Source organism: Acinetobacter tibetensis (assembly GCF_023824315.1).
GTDB classification, from domain to species: Bacteria; Pseudomonadota; Gammaproteobacteria; order Pseudomonadales; family Moraxellaceae; genus Acinetobacter; species Acinetobacter tibetensis.
Window position 1 is genome coordinate 2,272,505 of record NZ_CP098732.1, and the last position, 20,018, is coordinate 2,292,522.

At 42.0% G+C, this 20,018-nt stretch carries 18 protein-coding genes and 1 pseudogene; 15 read left to right on the forward strand and 4 right to left on the reverse strand.

What is annotated here, in order from left to right:
- Positions 1 to 30 precede the first annotated feature (30 nt).
- A complete protein-coding gene (gene purL / locus M5E07_RS11100) occupies positions 31 to 3,864 on the reverse strand; it encodes a phosphoribosylformylglycinamidine synthase (protein ID WP_252219287.1) in 3,834 nt (1,277 codons plus the stop codon).
- 411 nt (positions 3,865 to 4,275) lie between these two features.
- Here purL and M5E07_RS11105 point away from each other — a divergent pair, with 411 nt between their 5' ends.
- The 4 genes and pseudogenes from M5E07_RS11105 to M5E07_RS11120 all read left to right on the forward strand — a co-directional run.
- On the forward strand, positions 4,276 to 5,613 hold the full coding sequence (locus tag M5E07_RS11105) for a deoxyguanosinetriphosphate triphosphohydrolase (RefSeq protein WP_252219289.1): 1,338 nt from the start codon (positions 4,276 to 4,278) through the stop codon (positions 5,611 to 5,613).
- An 86-nt stretch (positions 5,614 to 5,699) separates the two neighbouring features.
- On the forward strand, positions 5,700 to 6,302 hold the full coding sequence (gene ruvA, locus M5E07_RS11110) for a Holliday junction branch migration protein RuvA (RefSeq protein WP_252219291.1): 603 nt from the start codon (positions 5,700 to 5,702) through the stop codon (positions 6,300 to 6,302).
- Positions 6,303 to 6,550: 248 nt separating this feature from the next.
- Positions 6,551 to 7,558 (forward strand): Holliday junction branch migration DNA helicase RuvB, encoded by a 1,008-nt coding sequence (gene ruvB / locus M5E07_RS11115; RefSeq protein WP_131263803.1) that lies wholly within the window; start codon positions 6,551 to 6,553, stop codon positions 7,556 to 7,558.
- Between the two features lie 189 nt (positions 7,559 to 7,747).
- Positions 7,748 to 8,001: pseudogene (locus tag M5E07_RS11120) on the forward strand (amidohydrolase); the annotation flags it as partial.
- Positions 8,002 to 8,066: 65 nt separating this feature from the next.
- Here M5E07_RS11120 and M5E07_RS11125 read toward each other — a convergent pair.
- Positions 8,067 to 8,639, reverse strand: coding sequence for a hypothetical protein (locus M5E07_RS11125; RefSeq protein WP_252219294.1), 573 nt, complete (start codon positions 8,637 to 8,639; stop codon positions 8,067 to 8,069).
- Between the two features lie 230 nt (positions 8,640 to 8,869).
- On the opposite strand from M5E07_RS11125, the gene ybgC reads away from it, so the two are divergent.
- The 6 genes from ybgC (at position 8,870) to pal (ending at position 13,747) form a co-directional block, all read left to right on the forward strand.
- Positions 8,870 to 9,277 (forward strand): tol-pal system-associated acyl-CoA thioesterase, encoded by a 408-nt coding sequence (gene ybgC, locus M5E07_RS11130; protein ID WP_044739346.1) that lies wholly within the window; start codon positions 8,870 to 8,872, stop codon positions 9,275 to 9,277.
- 23 nt (positions 9,278 to 9,300) lie between these two features.
- Complete coding sequence (tolQ, locus tag M5E07_RS11135) at positions 9,301 to 9,999, forward strand: protein TolQ (RefSeq protein WP_016165954.1); 699 nt, start codon at positions 9,301 to 9,303, stop codon at positions 9,997 to 9,999.
- Positions 9,999 to 10,448, forward strand: a complete 450-nt coding sequence (tolR, locus tag M5E07_RS11140) for a protein TolR (RefSeq protein WP_116759328.1) — start codon at positions 9,999 to 10,001, stop codon at positions 10,446 to 10,448. Before tolQ ends, tolR begins: the two co-directional genes overlap by 1 nt.
- Before the next feature lies 1 nt (position 10,449).
- Positions 10,450 to 11,700 (forward strand): cell envelope integrity protein TolA, encoded by a 1,251-nt coding sequence (gene tolA, locus M5E07_RS11145; RefSeq protein ID WP_252219297.1) that lies wholly within the window; start codon positions 10,450 to 10,452, stop codon positions 11,698 to 11,700.
- Between the two features lie 159 nt (positions 11,701 to 11,859).
- Positions 11,860 to 13,143, forward strand: coding sequence for a Tol-Pal system beta propeller repeat protein TolB (gene tolB, locus M5E07_RS11150; RefSeq protein ID WP_252223791.1), 1,284 nt, complete (start codon positions 11,860 to 11,862; stop codon positions 13,141 to 13,143).
- Between the two features lie 31 nt (positions 13,144 to 13,174).
- Positions 13,175 to 13,747, forward strand: a complete 573-nt coding sequence (pal, locus tag M5E07_RS11155; RefSeq protein WP_131263825.1) for a peptidoglycan-associated lipoprotein Pal — start codon at positions 13,175 to 13,177, stop codon at positions 13,745 to 13,747.
- Positions 13,748 to 13,802: 55 nt separating this feature from the next.
- On the opposite strand, the gene M5E07_RS11160 is transcribed toward pal, so the two are convergent.
- Positions 13,803 to 13,994 carry an NF038105 family protein gene (locus tag M5E07_RS11160; protein ID WP_116759332.1) on the reverse strand — a complete coding sequence of 64 codons (192 nt, stop codon included), beginning with the start codon at positions 13,992 to 13,994 and terminating at the stop codon, positions 13,803 to 13,805.
- Between the two features lie 182 nt (positions 13,995 to 14,176).
- On the opposite strand from M5E07_RS11160, the gene M5E07_RS11165 reads away from it, so the two are divergent.
- From M5E07_RS11165 to M5E07_RS11185, 5 genes are all read left to right on the forward strand, one after another.
- Positions 14,177 to 15,151: a class 1 fructose-bisphosphatase gene (locus tag M5E07_RS11165; protein WP_116759333.1), complete on the forward strand. Its 975-nt coding sequence runs from the start codon at positions 14,177 to 14,179 to the stop codon at positions 15,149 to 15,151.
- Positions 15,152 to 15,202: 51 nt separating this feature from the next.
- The gene (locus M5E07_RS11170) at positions 15,203 to 15,979 is read left to right on the forward strand and encodes a TrmH family RNA methyltransferase (protein WP_116759334.1); all 777 of its coding nucleotides are present in this window, start codon (positions 15,203 to 15,205) and stop codon (positions 15,977 to 15,979) included.
- A gap of 157 nt (positions 15,980 to 16,136) precedes the next feature.
- Positions 16,137 to 16,751 (forward strand): RNA polymerase sigma factor, encoded by a 615-nt coding sequence (locus M5E07_RS11175; RefSeq protein WP_116759335.1) that lies wholly within the window; start codon positions 16,137 to 16,139, stop codon positions 16,749 to 16,751.
- Complete coding sequence (locus tag M5E07_RS11180; protein ID WP_116759336.1) at positions 16,748 to 17,068, forward strand: hypothetical protein; 321 nt, start codon at positions 16,748 to 16,750, stop codon at positions 17,066 to 17,068. Before M5E07_RS11175 ends, M5E07_RS11180 begins: the two co-directional genes overlap by 4 nt.
- Positions 17,058 to 17,462: a DUF3106 domain-containing protein gene (locus M5E07_RS11185; RefSeq protein WP_116759337.1), complete on the forward strand. Its 405-nt coding sequence runs from the start codon at positions 17,058 to 17,060 to the stop codon at positions 17,460 to 17,462. The genes M5E07_RS11180 and M5E07_RS11185 overlap by 11 nt, the downstream gene beginning before the upstream one ends.
- A gap of 135 nt (positions 17,463 to 17,597) precedes the next feature.
- Here M5E07_RS11185 and M5E07_RS11190 read toward each other — a convergent pair whose 3' ends face one another.
- Complete coding sequence (locus tag M5E07_RS11190) at positions 17,598 to 20,012, reverse strand: CSLREA domain-containing protein (protein WP_252219300.1); 2,415 nt, start codon at positions 20,010 to 20,012, stop codon at positions 17,598 to 17,600.
- Positions 20,013 to 20,018 lie beyond the last annotated feature (6 nt).

Consider the following 20,018-nt stretch of genomic DNA (forward strand, 5'->3'; position numbering starts at 1 on the left):
CCGAAGGTGGCTTTTTTAATGTGTTATGGATTAACCAATAAACTTACGTGCATTACGGAACATACGTAACCATGCACCATCTTCAGTCCACTCTTCAGGTTTCCAAGAATGCTGAATCGCACGGAAATTACGCTCTGGGTGCGGCATCATAATGGTTGCACGACCATCTTTAGACGTTACACCTGTAATCGCTTCTGGAGAACCATTCGGGTTTAATGGATAGTGCTGAGTTGGGTTACCATGACTGTCGACATAACGTAAAGTCACTTGGTTACCTTCATTTAAGGCAGCCAATTTTTCTGCACTTGCAACAACACGACCTTCACCATGCGCAACCGCAATCGGAAGAATCGAACCTTCCATGCCTTCAAGCAATACAGAATGTGACTTTTCAATACGAACGTTCACTGCACGTGCTTCAAACACTTCTGAAGTGTTGCGATGGAAACGTGGCCAAGCATCTGCACCAGGAATTAACGGTGCAAGTTGCGACATCATTTGGCAACCGTTACACACACCTAAAGTGAATGTTTCTTGACGGTTAAAGAATTTCTCAAATTGATCACGTAAGCGTGGGTTAAATAGAACTGATTTTGCCCAGCCACCGCCAGCACCCATGACATCTCCGTAAGAGAAGCCACCACAAGCCACTAAACCTTCGAAGTCATTTAAATCAACACGACCTGCAAGTAAATCACTCATGTGCACATCGACGGTATTAAAACCAACTTTGTCAAATGCAGCCGCCATTTCAGTTTGGCCATTTACGCCTTGTTCACGCAAAATCACCATACTTGGACGACGTAAATTAATAAACGGCGCTTCAACTGGCTCATTCAAATCAAAAGTAGGCTGTGCAATGATACCTTGATGTGAATTGTCTGCAATTAAGGCAAATTCTTGATCAGCAGTTTCAGAGTTATCACGTAAACGTTGAATTTGGTGAGAGACTTCAGCCCAAGCTTGCTGTAAATCAACACGTGGCAAAGTCAAACCATTGATCGTTAACTGATCTGTGTTATTGACTGAACCCACAACTGAGATGGCATCTTTTAAGCTTGATGCTGCAACTTCGTCTGCAAGAGTCGCCCAGTCAGAAGTACTGATTTGAAGCACTGCACCAATTTCTTCTGCGAACAACGCTGCTGTAGATTGATTTTCTAGTGCTACACCTAAACGTGAAGCAAACATCATTTCCGCAACAGTTGCCAATAAACCACCATCACCAATGTCATGGTAAGCTTGAATTAAGCCACGGTTGTTCCAGTCTTGGACTAAATCAAAGAAAGCTTTGAAATCCGCAAAACTGTCAACATCTGGAGTAACGGAACCAATCGCTTTATAGACTTGCGCAAGGATCGAACCACCCAAACGGAATTGACCTTTAGATAAATCAATACGAACCAATACAGAATCAGTATTTTTCAATTCAGGCGTTAAGGTTTTACGTACATCATTTACAGGTGCAAATGCAGTAATCACACCACTCATCGGAGAGGTTACAGCCTTATCCTGACCTTCGTCATTCCAAGTCGTACGCATCGAAAGTGAGTCTTTACCAACAGGAATTGCAATCCCTAAAGCAGGACACATTTCCATACCAATGGCTTTCACACCTTCAAACAAGGCTTGGTCTTCACCTTTTTGCCCTGCTGCTGCCATCCAGTTCGCAGACAACTTAATGTCGCTGATCTGCTCGATATTGGCACACATGATGTTTGAAATTGATTCTGCAACTGCTAAACGCGCAGATGCCGCAGGGTTTAACAACGCTACAGGTGGACGTTCACCCATTGCCATCGCTTCGCCTGTATAACCTTGTAAGCTGGTGGTTGTTACTGCTGCATCTGCAACAGGTACTTGCCAACGACCTACCAACTGATCACGCGCAACCATACCCGTAATCGAGCGGTCACCAATGGTAATCAGGAATGATTTAGATGCAACTGTTGGGTTCTTTAATACACGGAAAATCGCGTCTTTCAAGTCCACTTGAGCAGCATCAAAATCATCGCCCTTACGTTCAATCGTTTCGTATGAACGACTCATACGTGGTGTACCACCAAGCATGACTTGCATTGGCATATCCACTGCTTTGTTGTCGAACAATGGGTCGTTTACAGTCAATTGACGAGCTTCAGTCGCTTCACCCAATACAGCAAATGGGCAGCGTTCACGCGCACAAATTGATTCAAACAAGGCTAAAGATTCTGGTTTGATCGCGAGTACATAACGTTCTTGCGCTTCGTTTGACCAAATCTCCATTGGAGACATACCTGATTCAAGCGAAGGAATCTTACGAAGGTCTAGAATCGCACCGAGCTCATGGTCATTCACCAACTCAGGCATAGCATTGGAAATACCACCCGCACCGACGTCATGTACAGAAACGATTGGGTTTTCATTTTCCATGCGCCAGCAAGTATCAATCACTTCTTGGCAACGGCGTTCCATTTCTGGGTTTTCACGTTGTACAGAAGCGAAGTCTAGGCTTTCACCCATCGTACCGCTATCTACAGATGATGCAGCACCACCGCCTAGACCGATCAGCATCGCTGGCCCACCTAAAACAATGAGTAAGTCGCCCGGTTGAATCGCATCTTTTTCTACATGGTCAGGACGGATATTACCGTAACCACCTGCAATCATGATTGGCTTATGGAAGCCTTTCACTTCACCGTTTACATTCTGTTCGAAAGTACGGAAATAACCATTTAACGCAGGACGACCAAATTCGTTGTTAAACGCAGCACCACCTAATGGGCCTTCAATCATAATTTGAAGTGGCGATGCCATACGTGAAGGTTTGCCGTAGTTTTCTTCCCAAGGTTGTTCAAAACCAGGAATATTCAAGTTCGATACAGTAAAGCCTGTTAAGCCTGCTTTCGGCTTACCACCACGACCTGTTGCGCCTTCATCACGGATTTCACCACCTGAACCCGTTGCAGCACCTGCAAATGGTGCAATTGCTGTTGGGTGGTTATGGGTTTCCACTTTCATCAGGATGTGAGCAGCTTGGCTCTTATACTTATACGTATAGTGACCTGTGTCTTCATCTTTTTTCGGGTAGAAACGTTGTGTGTCATAACCCACAATGACTGATGCATTGTCTTTATAAGCAGACAAAACATCCGTTGGTGATTCTTTATAGGTATTTTTAATCATTTGGAACAATGACAATGGTTGTACTTCACCATCAATCGTCCATTCAGAACCGAAAATCTTATGACGACAGTGCTCTGAGTTTGCTTGAGCAAACATCATTAGTTCGATGTCATGCGGATTACGACCCAGCTTGTTAAAAGCAGCCGTTAAATAATCAATTTCTTCATCAGACAACGCAAAACCAAATTCCGAATTGGCTTGTACCAGTGCCTGTTTACCTTGACCCAAAATATCAATTGAATTTAAAGGTTTTGGTGCAGTTTCTTGAAATAATGCCACAGCATCATCAATACTGCTGAATACGCTCTCTGTCATACGGTCATGTAAAGCCAGCTTTACTTCATTCGATACTTCAGAAATACCTTTTAAAGTAAACAAAACACCGCGTTCAAGGCGGTGTATCGGGGTATTACAGTTGGCAAAAATATCCGTCGCTTTAGAAGACCACGGCGAGATTGTACCCACGCGAGGTGTCACCAAAATTTGGACGTCATCATTCGATGCTTGGCGAATTTGAAAAACTTCACCATCATTTAATAATTGTAAGGCAGATTGCTGCTGTTGCTCGTTGAGCGCTTGGTCAAACAGATAGACCCATTGGCTTTCTATTGATTGAACAGAACTAATTGACGCTAGACGTGATAATAGTTGAGTTTTCTTAAAAGAAGAATGTGCTGGTGCACCGGCCACGATAAACATGCTGATTTTGGCTCCACGGGCAAGTCTTTTGAACTTTACCGCAATGTGACTTTGAAGAGAGTCACATATTCTACTGTGAAAAGGTCAAATCAGCTAGATGGATAACCCTGATTATGTAACCTAATCCTGCAAGAATTTCATTTACAACCGCTTTATTACGCTTTTTTAGATAAAATGACTTAAAAATAAATAACTAGATTGACTACTCAAGCTGAAATAGTGTGAATTTTTTCATAAAAAAATTCGTTGTTGCTCAAAAACAATCAAAATTCCTTTTCAATCCTCTACCCTTCAATTTAAACCTCCACGCTTCTTTATTTACATTGCAACCGACAAATCGTGTCGCACTGCTCTAGTGCAACCCAATATTTTTTGGCATGATTTAAGCAATCCTTCTATGAAACATAATAAATGGAACAAATGCGTTGGTTAGAACTGCTTTCCACAGTTCGCATTGGTCGTAAAAAACAAAGTACAGAACAAGCACGAAGCCCTTTTCATAAAGATTATGATCGTATTATTTTTTCGCAAAGTTTTAGACAGCTCAATCGTAAAACTCAAGTCCACCCACTAACGCAACATGATGGCATTCATACGCGCCTCACGCATTCACTTGAAGTATCGTGTATAGGTCGCTCATTGGGTATGCTGGCGGCTGAGAAAATAAAAGACGAACTCCCTGTCTGGATTTCCCCTGCCGATGTTGGTGCCATCATTCAAGCTGCATGTTTAGCACATGATATTGGCAACCCCCCTTTTGGACATGCAGGAGAATACGCCATTCGTGAATGGTTTGATGATGCTTCACACGGCAACTTTCTGGCAAAACTCACTCCAGAAGAAGAAGCTGATGTGCGTCAATTTGAAGGTAATGCACAAGGTTTACGCTTACTGACCAAAATTGACTATCATCCTAATGATGGGGGCATGCGTTTAACCTATGCCACTTTAGGCGCATATTTAAAATATCCATGGTTATCCAAAACCATTGCCGAACAAGGCAATACCCCAGCCAGCATGCGAGCCAAATTTGGTTGTTATCAATCTGAAAAAGAAATATTGGGGCAAATTGCCGAACAACTTGGGCTCATTCAATTGGCAAAAGATCGTTATTGCCGTCATCCACTAACCTATTTATTAGAAGCCGCAGACGATATTTGCTATGCCCTGATTGATTTAGAAGATGGCATTATTCTGAATATGTTGAGTTATGAAGAAGTTGAACCCATTTTTCTTGATTTAATTGCGGACTATGGCAAGCCTGCAGAACTCTCGATGGATACCACTTGGCAGCAAAAAATTGCCGCATTGCGTGGTCGGGTGATGAAACGTTTAGTTGATGAGGTGACTACCGCCTTTGCCAAACATCATTATGAAATTCTGACTGGACAGCTCAAAGGCAGCTTATTGCAGTATTGTTCCGAAGACATTGAGTTGGGAATTAACCGTGCTAAAGAACTGGCACGCGATAAAATCTTTGAACACCCACAAAAAGCAGGTTTGGAAATTATCGCCCATCAAAGTTTACAGAATATTTTAGATGCTTTTATTCCCCTCACTACACCGCACAAAACCTTAAGCTTTAAAGAACAACGCCTATTTACCATTTTGCAGCGTTCAGGTGCGCGTTTTGGCAACAATCATTATGAAAATATTATGCAAGTACTGGATATTATTTCAAAGTTTTCCGATCATCAGGCTTATAATCTTTCGCAAGAACTGCAAGGCAATAAATCTGGTTTGATGTAACCCAAATTAAAGATAAACATACTTTTTAAATAAGTAATCTTAAACCACTGGCAACCGTATACACCTCAAATAGTGAAGTTTTAAAAATGATTGGATGTTTAATTGGCGAAGTGTTTGCCCTCGAAGCCCCAACAGTACTGTTAAATGTCAACGGCGTTGGCTATGAGATTGACACACCTTTATCGACATTTTGCCAATTACAAAAAGGACAAAAAGTCACGTTATGGACACATTTGGCAGTACGTGAAGATGCACAATTATTGTACGGATTTTTACATCAACAAGAAAAAATCATTTTCCGTACTCTTTTAAAAGTCAACGGTGTCGGCCCCAAAATGGCTTTGGGTATTCTTTCAACGCTAAGCGTAGACATGCTGATTCATACGGTTGAACATGAAGATATAAATACCTTGATCAAAGTCCCTGGCGTCGGTAAAAAGACTGCCGAACGCCTGATGATTGAATTACGTGATCGCTTTAAAGCCATGTCTACAGGTTCAGTACCAAGCAACTCAACCACGGAACAAATCCAATTTACAGGCAACTCTGCCGTTGCCGAAGCCGAAGCGGCTTTACAATCTTTAGGTTATAAACCCTTAGAAGCCCAGAAATTGGTGAGTGCGGCAAAAGGCGATTTTACTGAAGCAAGCGATATCATTCGTGCAGCACTTAAGTCGATGAATAAATAATTCAAATAGACACTCCAATACACCTAAATTCGATACACGAAGGCGACAAGGATGTCGCCATGTTGGATTGGGATATAAGGACATATCCTCAATCCAACACAAGATTTACTTGCGGACTCTAAAATATATTTTAAAGTCCTCATTTTGATCTTTCAAAAGTAAGGCAATGCCTACACAATGGCACCTAACCATAAATCATAATTTGAGGCTGTGCCTCGAAAGTTCAGCCAGAGATTTATTCACCCATTATGCAAGACCGTCTCATCGGTGGTTCCGAAAAACCCGAAGATCATATTGATCGCGCCATCCGTCCAACTTCACTAGATGACTATATTGGTCAACCTGTGGTACGCGAACAAATGGAAATCTTTATTGGTGCCGCACGTGGTCGTGCAGAAGCACTCGACCATACCTTGATTTTTGGTCCACCTGGGCTGGGTAAAACCACACTGGCCAATATTATTGCGCGTGAAATGGGCGGAAACTTGAAATCGACTTCAGGACCTGTATTAGAACGTGCAGGTGATTTGGCTGCTATGCTGACCAATCTTGAAGAAGGCGATGTACTGTTTATTGATGAAATTCATCGTCTTTCACCAGTTATTGAAGAAATTTTGTACCCTGCAATGGAAGACTACCAACTCGATATCATGATTGGTGAAGGTCCAGCAGCCCGCTCAATTAAATTGGATTTACCGCCATTTACCCTTGTCGCAGCCACCACTCGTGCAGGCTTATTAACGTCTCCACTACGTGACCGTTTCGGGATTGTGCAACGTTTAGAGTTTTATTCGGTGAAAGATTTAACTCATATTGTGACGCGTTCTGCCAACTTAATGGATGTGCCAATTACCCATGAAGGCTCGGCAGAAATTGCGCGTCGCGCTCGTGGCACACCACGTATTGCCAACCGACTATTACGTCGAGTTCGTGACTATGCGCAAGTGAAAGGTACAGGCGAAGTGACCCAAGACATGGCACAACGTGCATTAGATATGCTCAATGTTGATAAAGATGGTTTAGACACCCTCGACCGCCGTTATTTAAGCATGCTGCTTGAGCGATTTGATGGTGGTCCAGCAGGTATTGAAGCCCTAGCTGCTGCCATGGCTGAAGATTCAGGCACTTTAGAAGATGTGATTGAGCCATATTTAATTCAACAAGGTTATGCCATGCGAACTGCGCGTGGGCGTATTGCCACCAACATGGCGTATTTACAGTTTGGGATGACGCCACCTGAACCGAAAGAAAAGTAAATAAGAAAAAGGGAGATTAAATCTCCCTTTTCCTTTTCAAGAAAACTCGAAAAATAGCGGTTATTTGAGCCGAACAACTCGTCTATCTCATGATAAATTCGAGCATTCACAATATAAGTCGATACCTTAAAAATCAAAAAATATACTTACATGGTTTTGCCTTCCGTTTATCACAAGGCTGTGTATTGCATGAAATCATTCCGATTATCCTGTTTTGTTACATCGCGTCTACTATGTAGTCCCTTAAGTTTTGCCGATTGGATTAACACTGCTGTCGAAAAAATGAAGCACAAACTATCCAACTACGTCATCACATTCATCAACATCCAGAACTGGGAAATATGAAGTTTCAGACCTCTAAACTGATGCAACAGCAGCTTAAATCTTATGGTATAGGAGTGAAAATAGGATTTGCCAAAACAGGGGTAATTGGCATATTCAAATGCATTATGCTGTCTAGATTATCAACCCATTCCCTCTAAGCCCAGAGGGTCAATTTGCAAACAAGCTAAAGCTCCCTCACCTCTTCCACTAACATTAACTCACATGCCCCATTGCCTGTATCTTCACGACTGAGTGAACTGCGCCATGCCCAACCATCCGCCGATTTCACTTCGACCAAATGTCCCTTTAAATAAATTAGGTCATCTTGATCAACATCCTCCAATTGTTTTGCAATGGATGCATTCGCAGGAATCAAATGTGTATTGGCACTTTGTGTTTCAATCTCTTGGCGTGGAATAGGTGGCTGATTTTCATAACGCCAGTAATACCAGCGATTACTCTGACGTATCGAAAGCTGTTTATAAACTGTTGGATCTGCCATCGCGCCCCATCCCAAGGCAAAATCAACAGGGCTAAGCTCTGCTTCACGTCCAGAACGATAGTTTTCCCGTGATAAAACCCTAAATTGCCCCTCATAATTCGCCAAATTGGTCATGGTATAACCATTAAAAGTTTGAACTGTGTCACTGACTCGCTGATGATCTTGAGCATTTTCAATCGTAGGACTTGGCTTCCACCAATAAATGAGTCCTGTAACAATCACAATCAACCAAATTAAATAGGCCCGACGGCTCATCTTTCCCCCCCAAAAATGCAAATCGAAATATCCATTTTTATTATTCAAACTTAGCCTCATCCATTTTCAGATTGAAATCTTGTGCCATTGGACGGTCATTTCAAACTGCTAAACTTCATGGCATTACCTAGCCCATGACTCAGCCCCATTATAGCTGCAATTATTCTAAGCAGCTTTGGACAAGCACGGGCTTCGAAACACCATATTAAATCTAGACATGGAACACTATCATGGCGAATAAATTCGAATTTCAAATTCGTGTATATATTGAAGACACTGACGCAGGCGGTATTGTCTATCATGCCAACCATATTCGCTTTATGGAACGTACCCGTACCGAATGGTTACGTGCCTCTGGTGTAGACCATTACTGGCACCAAAAAGACTACAACTTCGTGGTGCACAAAATTAATGTTAAATACATGCGTCCAATTCTCATGGATGACCTCATTACTGTTACAGCAAGTGTAGTTTCGTGTAAAGCTACGTCTTTTGTATTGCAACAAAATATTTATCGTGGTGAAATCTTGTTGGCTTCTGGCGAAGTCGAGTTAGCATGTATTAGTGCAGAAATGAAACCTCGTCGTTTGCCAGATGAAATTCGCGATCTAATTCGTAAAGAGTTAGAACAAATCTAAGAAAACTCGGCTCCAGTGTAACTATGGCAAATCAATTAGACTCCACACTTCACGTTTCAGACCTCATTTTACAAGCAAGTCCTGTCGTACAACTGGTGATGCTTTTACTTTTATTTGCATCACTCTACAGTTGGTTTTTGATTGCCAAGTTACATCAGAGCTATAAAAAAGCCCAAGCAGATGATGAACATTTCCAAAAAATCTTCTGGTCGGGTGCCGAACTCAATACCCTTTACAACAATGCTCAACTCAACTCTAAACGTGTCGGGCTAGAAGACATTTTCTATCAAGGTTTGGGTGAATACCTCAAACTTAAAAAACGTCATGCAGCAACGCAACAAACCATCGAAGGTACTGAACGTATTTTACGTGTTGGTTTAAGCCGTGATCAGGGTAATTTAGAACAAGGTTTAGGCGCTTTAGCCAGTATTGGTTCTGTCGCACCTTATGTGGGCTTGTTCGGAACTGTTTGGGGCATTATGAATGCCTTTATTGGTCTGGCAGATGTCGATCAAGTGACCTTAGCGACCGTTGCACCTGGCATTGCGGAAGCCTTGATTGCAACTGCGATTGGTTTATTTGCAGCGATTCCAGCCGTTCTAGCCTTCAACCATTTTACTGCTAAAGGTGAAGCGGTTTATTCAGACCGTGCTCTGTTTGCAGAAGAAATGGTGGCGCTATTACAACGTCAGTCGGTAGGTTCTGTTCAGGAAAATGACTGATGGCGATTCAACGTTCAGGACGCTTTGAGCGCATAAAAAAACCATTAAAGAGCGACATGAATGTCGTGCCCTATATTGACGTGATGTTGGTGCTTTTGGTGATCTTTATGGTCACCGCCCCAATGATTACCAGTGGTATTAAAGTCGATTTACCGCAAGCCAATGGCACTCCACTGCAATCTGAAGATGCTCCTTCTATTGTCTCTTTAAAAGCAGACGGCACATATTTCTTAGAACAAAAAGGTCAAACGACAGGGCCGCTTGCACTGACAGAACTCACTCAACTATTAGTCGAGTCTCAAGCGCAAGCTCAACAAAATAACAAAAAACTCAATGTTGTGATCAATGGTCATCAAACTCGTCCTTATGGAGAAGTGATGGCGTTAATGTCAAGCCTTCAAGATGCAGGCTTAACTCAAGTTGGCTTACTGACCGAACCTTTAAAGTAATATGAAGAATTTTCAAAAGCCACCTTTCAAACAAAACGCAATTGCACTGGGTTTTACCTTCGGTGTGCATGTACTTGCGGTTGTGGGCTTGCTTTATTTAGGAATGAGTACCCCCCCTAAACCACCAGAGCAAATCAAAACCATATTAATTAAACCGCAAGATTTACAACCTACTCCACGCGAAGAAACTGAATTTTCAGAAACTGCGCATGAAAATATTGCCCCTGAAATTACGCAAACTGCTGAGCCGAGTGTAGAACCTACTCCTGTCATTCCTGTGGCGCCACCAAAAACCAACACCACTGAGCAGCAGGCAGCACGTTTAGCTCAGGAAAAGGCAAAAGCAGATACTGCCGCTAAAGCGCAAGCAGATGCAAAAGCCAAAGCACAGGCGGATGCTACTGCAAAAGCCAAAGCTCAGGCAGATGCCGCTGCGAAAGCCAAAGCTCAGGCAGACGCCGCTACGAAAGCACAAGCTCAAGCAGATGCTGCCGCGAAAGCCAAAGCGCAGGCGAATGCTGCTGCAAAAGCTAAAACTCAAGCAAATGCGGCTGCAAAAGCCAAAGCGCAAGCCGATGCTACTGCAAAAGCCAAAGCGCAGGCGGATGCTGCTGCAAAAGCTAAAACTCAAGCAAATGCGGCTGCAAAAGCCAAAGCACAGGCAGATGCTACCGCGAAAGCTAAAGCTCAGGCAGATGCCGCTGCAAAGGCCAAAGCTCAGGCAGATGCTGCCGCGAAAGCCAAAGCTCAGGCAGACGCTGCTGCAACAGCCAAAGCGCAAGCAGATGCTGCCGCGAAAGCCAAAGCTCAGGCAGACGCTGCTGCGAAAGCCAAAGCTCAGGCAGACGCTGCTGCAAAAGCTAAAACTGCTGCAAAAGCACAAGCCGATGCGGATGCGAAAGAGCGCGCTGAAGCAGAAGCTAAAGCCTCTGCTGCGAAGAAAGCAGCGGAAGAAGCTGCCAATAAAAAAGCTGAAGCAAAACGTATTGCCTCTACAGCAAAACGAGACTTTGAAAACAAAGTCAAGCGTGCGTGGAATCCACCTGCGAGCGCATCGGGTCAGAAAGCCAGTGCTCGAGTCACCTTAAGTGAGAGTGGTGCAGTTTTATCGGTTGTCGTCAATTCAAGCGACCCAGATATGAAAGCCAGTGTCGAAGCAGCAGTTCGTGCAGCAGCACCTTATCCAATGCCTTCAGACCCTGATGCACGGCGCGAAGCACGCACATTTACCTCATCTTTCACAGCTCAATAATCACAATCGCCATGCAAAAAGCATGGCGATTAAGTATTTTCACAGTGTTATAACAGTTTAGCCATAATGTAATGCTTTAAATCATGAAAATTCATGCCATTATGTTAGGCAATTTCACACAACCCACAAAAATTGACGTTTTAGAGTATACAGCGAATGATGGAAAATACGCGTAAACATCTACTTGGTTTAGCAATCATGACAGCTTTTCTACCTGTCATTGCACAAACTGCCCATGCTCAACTTCATTTAGAAATTGCAAAGGCACCAGAGCAAGCTCCCAAAATTGCGATTATTCCATTTAGTAATGATCAAACCATTTATTCTATTGTTGAAAATGACCTGAATCGTTCAGGAAAATTTAGCAGTGCATCGAAAAACTTACCTGCAAGTGCAAGTATGAATAATCCCAATGCTGCTGCATGGCAGACCGCTGGCGTGCCTTATGTCGTCACTGGGGAAATCAAACAAAATGCTGCGGGAAGTTATGAAGTTCATTACCAACTTTATGATGTTGAAAAAAAACAATATCTACTCAATGAATTATTGACCGTACCCACTTCACGTGTACGTCAAGCCGCACACATGATCAGCGATGCTATTTACCAAGCATTAACTGGCATTCAGGGAGATTTTAGCGGGCGTATTGCCTATGTGCTCCGTAATCCTACAACACCTGAGCAGCGCTATACCTTACAAATTGCAGATACAGATGGTGAACAGCCTAAAACCATTCTGACCTCGCGTGATCCAATCTTGTCTCCTGCGTGGACACCCGATGCACAAAAAATTGCTTATGTGTCATTTGAAAGCAAACGTCCAGCGATTTATGTGCAAGATTTGTCGACAGGTCAACGTGAAAAACTGGCAAGCTTCCGTGGCTTAAATGGCGCACCGAGCTTCTCTCCAGATGGAAAATCCATGTTATTTACTGCGTCTATGCATGGTAATCCAGAAATTTATCAAATGGATTTAAATACACGTCAGTTACAGCGTATGACCAATGACAGCGCTATTGATACCGAAGCACGTTACGCTCCCGACGGTAAATCCTTTATTTTTACTTCAGACCGTGGTGGATCACCACAAATTTACCGTTACAGCCTCGCAGATGGCAGTAGTAAGCGCCTTACCTTCCGTGGTGCATTCAATGCTCGCGGCACTTTAAGTGCTGATGGTAAAAAAGTGGCATTGGTGCATCGTCCAAGTGGTAGCAGCTACAAAGTTGCAATTCAAGATATTAATACGGGGATCACCAATATTCTGACCCCAACCAGTCTGGATGAATCCCCGAGCTTCTCTCCAAATGGTCAAATGGTGGTTTATGCCACTCGTGAAGATAACCGTGGCTTGCTCTCTATTATGTCAGTCGATGGTCGTTTCCGTATGAATTTACCAAGTGAACAAGGTGAAGTTCGTGAACCTGCTTGGGCACCTAAATAATTTTTAAAAATCTATCTTTATGGAGATGAAGATGAACGCTATTAAACTATTGGTTTTACCTGTTTTGGCTTCAGCCCTGATTATGACTGGATGTGCCAGCCGTAAACCTGCAGCCGAAATTCAAACAGGTCAAACACCAAATTCTGCTGGTACAACAGTCAGCACTGAAGGATTAAGTGAAGATGCTGCGTTAAATGCACAAAATCTTGCAGGTGCATCTTCAAAAGGGGTTACGGCTGCAAACAAAGCTTTTTTAGCGAAACGTGTGGTGCATTTTGACTACGATAGCAGCGATCTTTCAAATGAAGATTACCAAACACTTCAAGCTCACGCCCAGTTCCTTATGGCAAATGCAAACTCGAAAGTTGCGTTAACTGGTCATACTGATGAACGTGGTACGCGTGAATACAATATGGCACTAGGTGAGCGTCGTGCTAAAGCAGTAGAAAGCTTCTTAATCACCAATGGTGTAAGCCCGACTCAATTAGAAGCGGTCAGCTATGGTAAAGAAATGCCAATCAATGCAGGGCATGATGAGAATGCGTGGAAAGAAAACCGTCGCGTAGAAATCAACTACGAAGCTGTACCACCTTTATTAAAATAAGAAGGTCTACAGGCATAAAAAAGCGCTTTAAAATTAAAGCGCTTTTTTATATGCATTAAGCTGGTTTCTGCTCATCTTCTTCATGCTCATGCTGCATGGATTCAATGAGGTCATGCTTATTGAAATCTTTATATTCAGGCTTGGCTTCATATTCTTTCCAAGCTTCTTTCACCTTTTCAGGACTAATATCATCTAAACTAATGCCTTCATTTTGCGTTGGCATGGCATCAAACTTTTGTGTAGTCATTCTGCTGCTCCTCAATTCTTCTTCATCCTTCACATCAACATAGCATTATCCCTAAAAGTTGCAAGGGCAAAATCAAGCCAAATAATCGAGTTTAATTTTTCTTTTGCGGCATTCTCATCTAAACTAGCTGTCTAAATTTTTTTTGCTCAATTTGATTGGTTTTCACTCGGAGTTTTCCTGCCATGGCATACCTCACCCTTTCCCAATTCTTAGAACAACAAACTGGGAATCTTACACCTGAGCTTGCAAAAGTCATTGATACTATTGCAAATACGTGTAAAACCATTGATCAAGCTTTACAAAAAGGCGCGCTTGCTGGGGTATTGGGCAGTGCTGAACATGAAAATGTACAAGGTGAAGAACAGAAAAAACTGGATGTGATTTCAAATGACTATTTAATTGATGCATTAAAAATTCATCCACATGTTGGTGGTTTAGCATCAGAAGAATTAGATGACTTTACTCCTGCCCAAGAAAATGGCGAATATTTAGTGTTATTTGATCCACTTGATGGTTCAAGCAACATCGACATTAACATGTGCGTAGGTACTATTTTCTCAATCTTGCCTGCAAAAAATGCGGTGACTCAGTCTGCGGATTTCATGCAAGCAGGCAACCAGCAAGTTGCTGCGGGTTATGTGCTTTATGGCCCATCAACCATGATGGCATTAACAGTCGGTGCGGGTACGGTATTCTTTACTTTTGACCCAGAAACTCAACAATTCTTACTCACCTCTGAAAATATTCAAGTGGCAGCAGATACCAAAGAATATGCTATTAACTCATCAAACCAACGTCACTGGGAAAACCCAGTAAAACGTTATATTGAAGAACTGCTCGCAGGTAAAACAGGTCCACGTGAAAAAGACTTCAACATGCGTTGGGTTGCATGTATGGTGGGCGACATTCACCGTATTCTTTGCCGTAGTGGTATTTTCATGTATCCATACGACCTTAAAGATCCGAAAAAAGCAGGTCGCCTGCGTTTAATGTATGAAGCAAACCCTATGAGTATGCTGATTGAACAAGCTGGCGGTGCTTCTACAACTGGTCGCGTTCGTATTCTTGACATTCAACCGACTGACCTACACCAACGTGTCCCTGTGATTATTGGTTCTAAAAACGAAGTCAATTTAGTGACTGGCTACCACAACTAATTTTTTAAATGCGCATAACCATCTGACGCGTTATGCGCATGAGTCTCCTCCATGTCAATTATTTTCCTTGAATCAAAAGACAACCCAAAGATTAAACATCTCCGTGGTTTAATAGAGCAAAGTAGCTACCGTAAAAAGCAAGGTCAAACCGTGCTTGAAGGGACACACTTAGGCTTAGCTTGGGTTGAAAAAAAGAAGAAACTCAATTCTATTTTCACCACTGAAAATGCACTCGAACACCCTGATATTTGCGATATTTTAGATGAATATGAAGGTGCTGTTTTTGTCATTGCTGAAAGCCTATATCGTGACTTAAGCACATTGGGGACTACTTTGCCATTCTTGGCAGTTGTAGACTTACCAAGTTCAAGCCAAAGTGTAGACTTTAGCTTGGATACCCTGATTTTGGAAAACATTCAAGATCCAGGCAATGTCGGCACACTACTTCGCTCTGCAGCAGCAGCGGGTATCAAGCAAGTGATTTGTACCAAAGGTTCTGCAGCGCTCTGGTCACCACGTGTATTACGCGCAGGCATGGGTGCACACTTCTCCCTCAACACCTATGAAAACGTTGCCATCGAAGATGTACTCGACCGCTTTGAAATTCCAGTGTATGTGACCAGCTCACATCAAGCTGAAAGTTTATATCAAAAAGATTTAACACAAGCTTGTGTCTGGATCTTAGGTAATGAAGGCCAAGGCGTTTCTGACTTTGCTTTAGCACATGCTCAAGCACTAAGCATTCCACAGCCAGGTGGTCAAGAATCTCTCAATGTCGCTATTGCGGGTTCAATCTGCTTTTTTGAAATGGTACGCCAACGCATCTAATACACTTTTATTTTAAATTGTCTCGTCTAATTTCAAAAAAAGATTACACTTGAAAAAATAATAACGGATATTGTCAACCAAACCATTATTTCCAACGTTATTAAGGATATGTATTGGAAATAATGGTGATAATCCAATGACAGGGTTTTCCATCTCTATGGATTTAGCGCCGAAACAGTCTCAGTCCGAAAATTTAAGTGCTTTAAAAAGTACGGTTGAACAACGTCTGAAAAATTTTATGCAAGACGTAACTGGACGCGCACTCGTGATGATGGAAAATGCAACGCAAGGACAACAAGGCATCGCAATGGATCTGGTCCAAGAAGCCTTTATTTCTTTGCATAAATCCTATTCAGAGAAGTCGACTGAAGAATGGTATCCCCTGTTTTACACCATTTTAAATAACAAACTGCAAGATTGGCGTCGTAAAGAAGCTCGTCGCTCTCAGCCTTTTTCATTGTTTAAAAAGGTGAGTCTAGATGAAGATGATCTTGAAATTCAGGATGTTATTGATGAAACAACGCCTAGCCCACTTGAGTTTCTGGATCAGGCAGTCACTATTGAAGAAATTCAAGCTGCGATTCGCCAACTGCCAGTTCGTCAACAGCAAGCGTTTATGCTTCGGGCTTGGGAAGGATTTGACACGCAAACGACTGCTCAAATTATGAATTGTAGTGAAGGCAGTGTAAAAACACATTATCATCGCGCGATTCAAGGTTTGCGATCTGCGTTATCGCATTTGAATCCATATTCGGGAGGGTCATCTGAATGAAACAAGATGATTTCTTAAAACAAATCACTTCCAAACTTGATGGTCTTGCTCAGCAACATAAGGCAAAACCTGTCGTGATGAATCATGTTTTGGATCATATCCAGCAAAAAAAATCATCACGCTTTGTTTATTTCAAAATGACTGGGTTTGCTCTGGCAGCAGCAATTGCAGGAATTGTGGTTTTACCAAATTCTATCGATATGTCTGAAAAACCACAGAATCAAGTTGTAGTAACACCAAAACTCTCTCCGCAAATGGTTGAGGATTTGGAAATGTTAATGGTTTTAGGTGAGGACAAAGTTCCACATGGCAGCTAGACGTTTAGCTTTTGCTTTTTGTGCACTCGGTTTCTTGCAAACAAGTTTTGCAGGTTTTGAACGTTTTTGGATTTTTTCTAAAGATGCCAACACACAAGTGGCCGAAACATGGGAAACACTTTCTGAGCAAGAACAGCGTGCATTAATCAAACGCTATCAATCTCTCAAAGAAATTCCAGATGAACAAAGTAGCAGCTTACAACAGCGTATGGACTGGTTCACGCAGTTACCTGAACAAGAGAAACAGAAAATGCGTGAAACTTGGCAGCAAATGAGCAGTCAGGAACGTAATGATTTACGTGCACGTATGCAAAAAGCCACACCCGAAGAACGTATTACCATACGTGAAGAGTATATGAACAAATACCTACATCACACCACTGAACAGCATTAAGAACACTTTAACAGCAATAAATAACAGTATATAAAAAGCCAATCTACAATAAGTAAGATTGGCTTTTTATATTTCTATTTCATCTTTAAATATTAACCTCATCGGTACTCAACGAAGTTAATGTTTTCATTTTGCTTAATGCTTTTTTGTTTGACTATGACGTCGATACAAACCTAAACCGAATAAACCCAGTAAACTCCACCACCCAATTGAACCGCCGCCACCGCCAGATGTGACTGTATTCTTAGCTGTGTTATTTAAATAAATTTTTGCTCGATTTGAAGCCAAACCTTCGGCATCAAATACGGTATATTCCATAATCTGGTCGAATGGGCTGTAATTATTTTTTACCTGCACCACCAAATCGCTCGAATAACAGGTATCTCGCATTGCACTTCCTGGACATGGCCCATTCGGAACTGACGGGTCAATCATCATCGCGCTTGGTAAACTATCCAAGCGAATTGCCAACTCCTGACCTGCTTCATTATGATAAAAGTCGGCTTTATTCAGTCCAGCAATACTGCCTTTGGGACCATCATCATCAAAATCATTTTCTAGTGGATGCAACGAAATTTTCTGGCTAGATCCATATTGCAAGCTGTAAGTATCCTCTTTTGCAATTGGGGAAATATTGGTAAAACTCGCACTTAATAAGCCTGATGTTGTTTTGGTGGCATCTGTTTTCGAGGTGATGCTGTAAGTACATAAAGCATTCTCACCAATAGTAGAAATACTATCATCTAGGCGATAAAACATGATTCGTTTAAGTTCTGGCACCCACTCACATTTTAACTTCGGATCTTGATCGCCAATAAATTGAAAGCTACTGCCCTCACCAGAATAATGCCCCATACCCAATACCTGGGTATTAATCGTATAGTTTTCTGCATTTAATGCCTTAACCTGTGATTCATTATTCACCCATTGTTCATCAGGCAGTGCAAGTGCAAACGGATCAATATAAATCGCACGATACTTGGCATACTTTTCAGTATTGCTCTTCAAGTCTTTAAAAGCAGTCAACTCAGCTTGATATTGCGTCAAATATTTCGCATCCGTCGATTTATCATCCAAACGTGCTTGATATAAATCAATCGCTTGCTGATAGTCATCCACCATTTGCGAATAAGATAAGTTCTTTAAATTAATAATATCAGCCGCAGTTAAGCGCATCAGCTCAACCGAACCAATATCACAGGTATTTTTCATACTTGGATTAAGAATCAACGTTGCATCCGTAATGCGACTAAATCCACGTTGATCAACATCACTACACCCAATCGCATTCAGATTCACCAGATCATTCGCGGTCTGATTATCTTTTGGATAGTACAGCGGTAGATATTCTGTATTGGCATTCGGTCCCGTATACGCAGTTAGTAATGTTCCCATCGAAATATTACTGACATCAATATTGGTATTGGTTCCTGAAATATTACTTTCATAAGCCACCTTCGGTAGATTACATTGCCCTGTTACAGCAGCCAATTGCAGGGCATTATTGATTGCAGTCATATTGAGTTTGGCATCGGTCACATTCCCGTTATTCAATGCATAACGACATGACTGCCCCGAATTATAAGCCAACACATTAAATGAAATATTTTTACTACCTAATTGATCGTAAAGTAGCGTACTGGCCGCATTGTTCTCAACAATCGTATTACTGAGCAATATCAGCGTACTATTTTCACTTAAATTTGCCTGCGCAGCATTAGACGAGACATTTTTAATAATCGCCCCTGTACTGATATTTGCCTGATTTTTGGCAATGGTATTGGTTTGCAGTAAAGTCGATGCTTCACCACAAAGATCCAACATACTCTGATTATTTACCGCGCCATTGGCAACAATACTGCTATTTTGAATAGAGATTGTCGGCTTCGTGAACAACAAGTTGTTTTGGCAAGTCATCGCCAAAACACTGCCTTGTCCTGCTTGGTTACCCTGAATTAAAGCATGATCGATCGTAAGTGCAATGTCACCATCAAGGTAAATTGCACCACCTTGTGCCGCACGTGAATTTATAATGGCAACATTGGACAAATTAATATCCGCACCAGCATAAATAGCTCCACCCAATCCAGTGCTTACAGCATTCGCCAAGGTTAAGTTTTTAAATGAAGTCCCATATTTTGATAAAGAACTATTCAATATTCGCGTTTGATTTTCGCCGCTGATGGTTGTTTTGATCGCCGTCGTGGCAGGATATGTATTTGTTAATACATGCTTCTTGGAATAATCAAGCGGCTCAGCACCATAAATCTCAATCACCGATTGTGGGACTAATTCACGCTTCAGTGTATATGTTCCCTCTTTTAACTGAATCCGATCTTTTTGTCCTAGACGCGTATCACCTGCATTACATCCACCATAGGCTTTATTCTCGGCTGCCGTTTTAATGGCTTCGCGTAAAGAACATTGATTTAAGTTGTTACCATCTTCATCATCAAACGTAGTGACATGAATAAACGTATCTTCTGCTGCCATCAATGACATCGCAGAAAGTACCATTAACGTAAGTAAACCTTTTTTATAATTTTTCACGGTCAA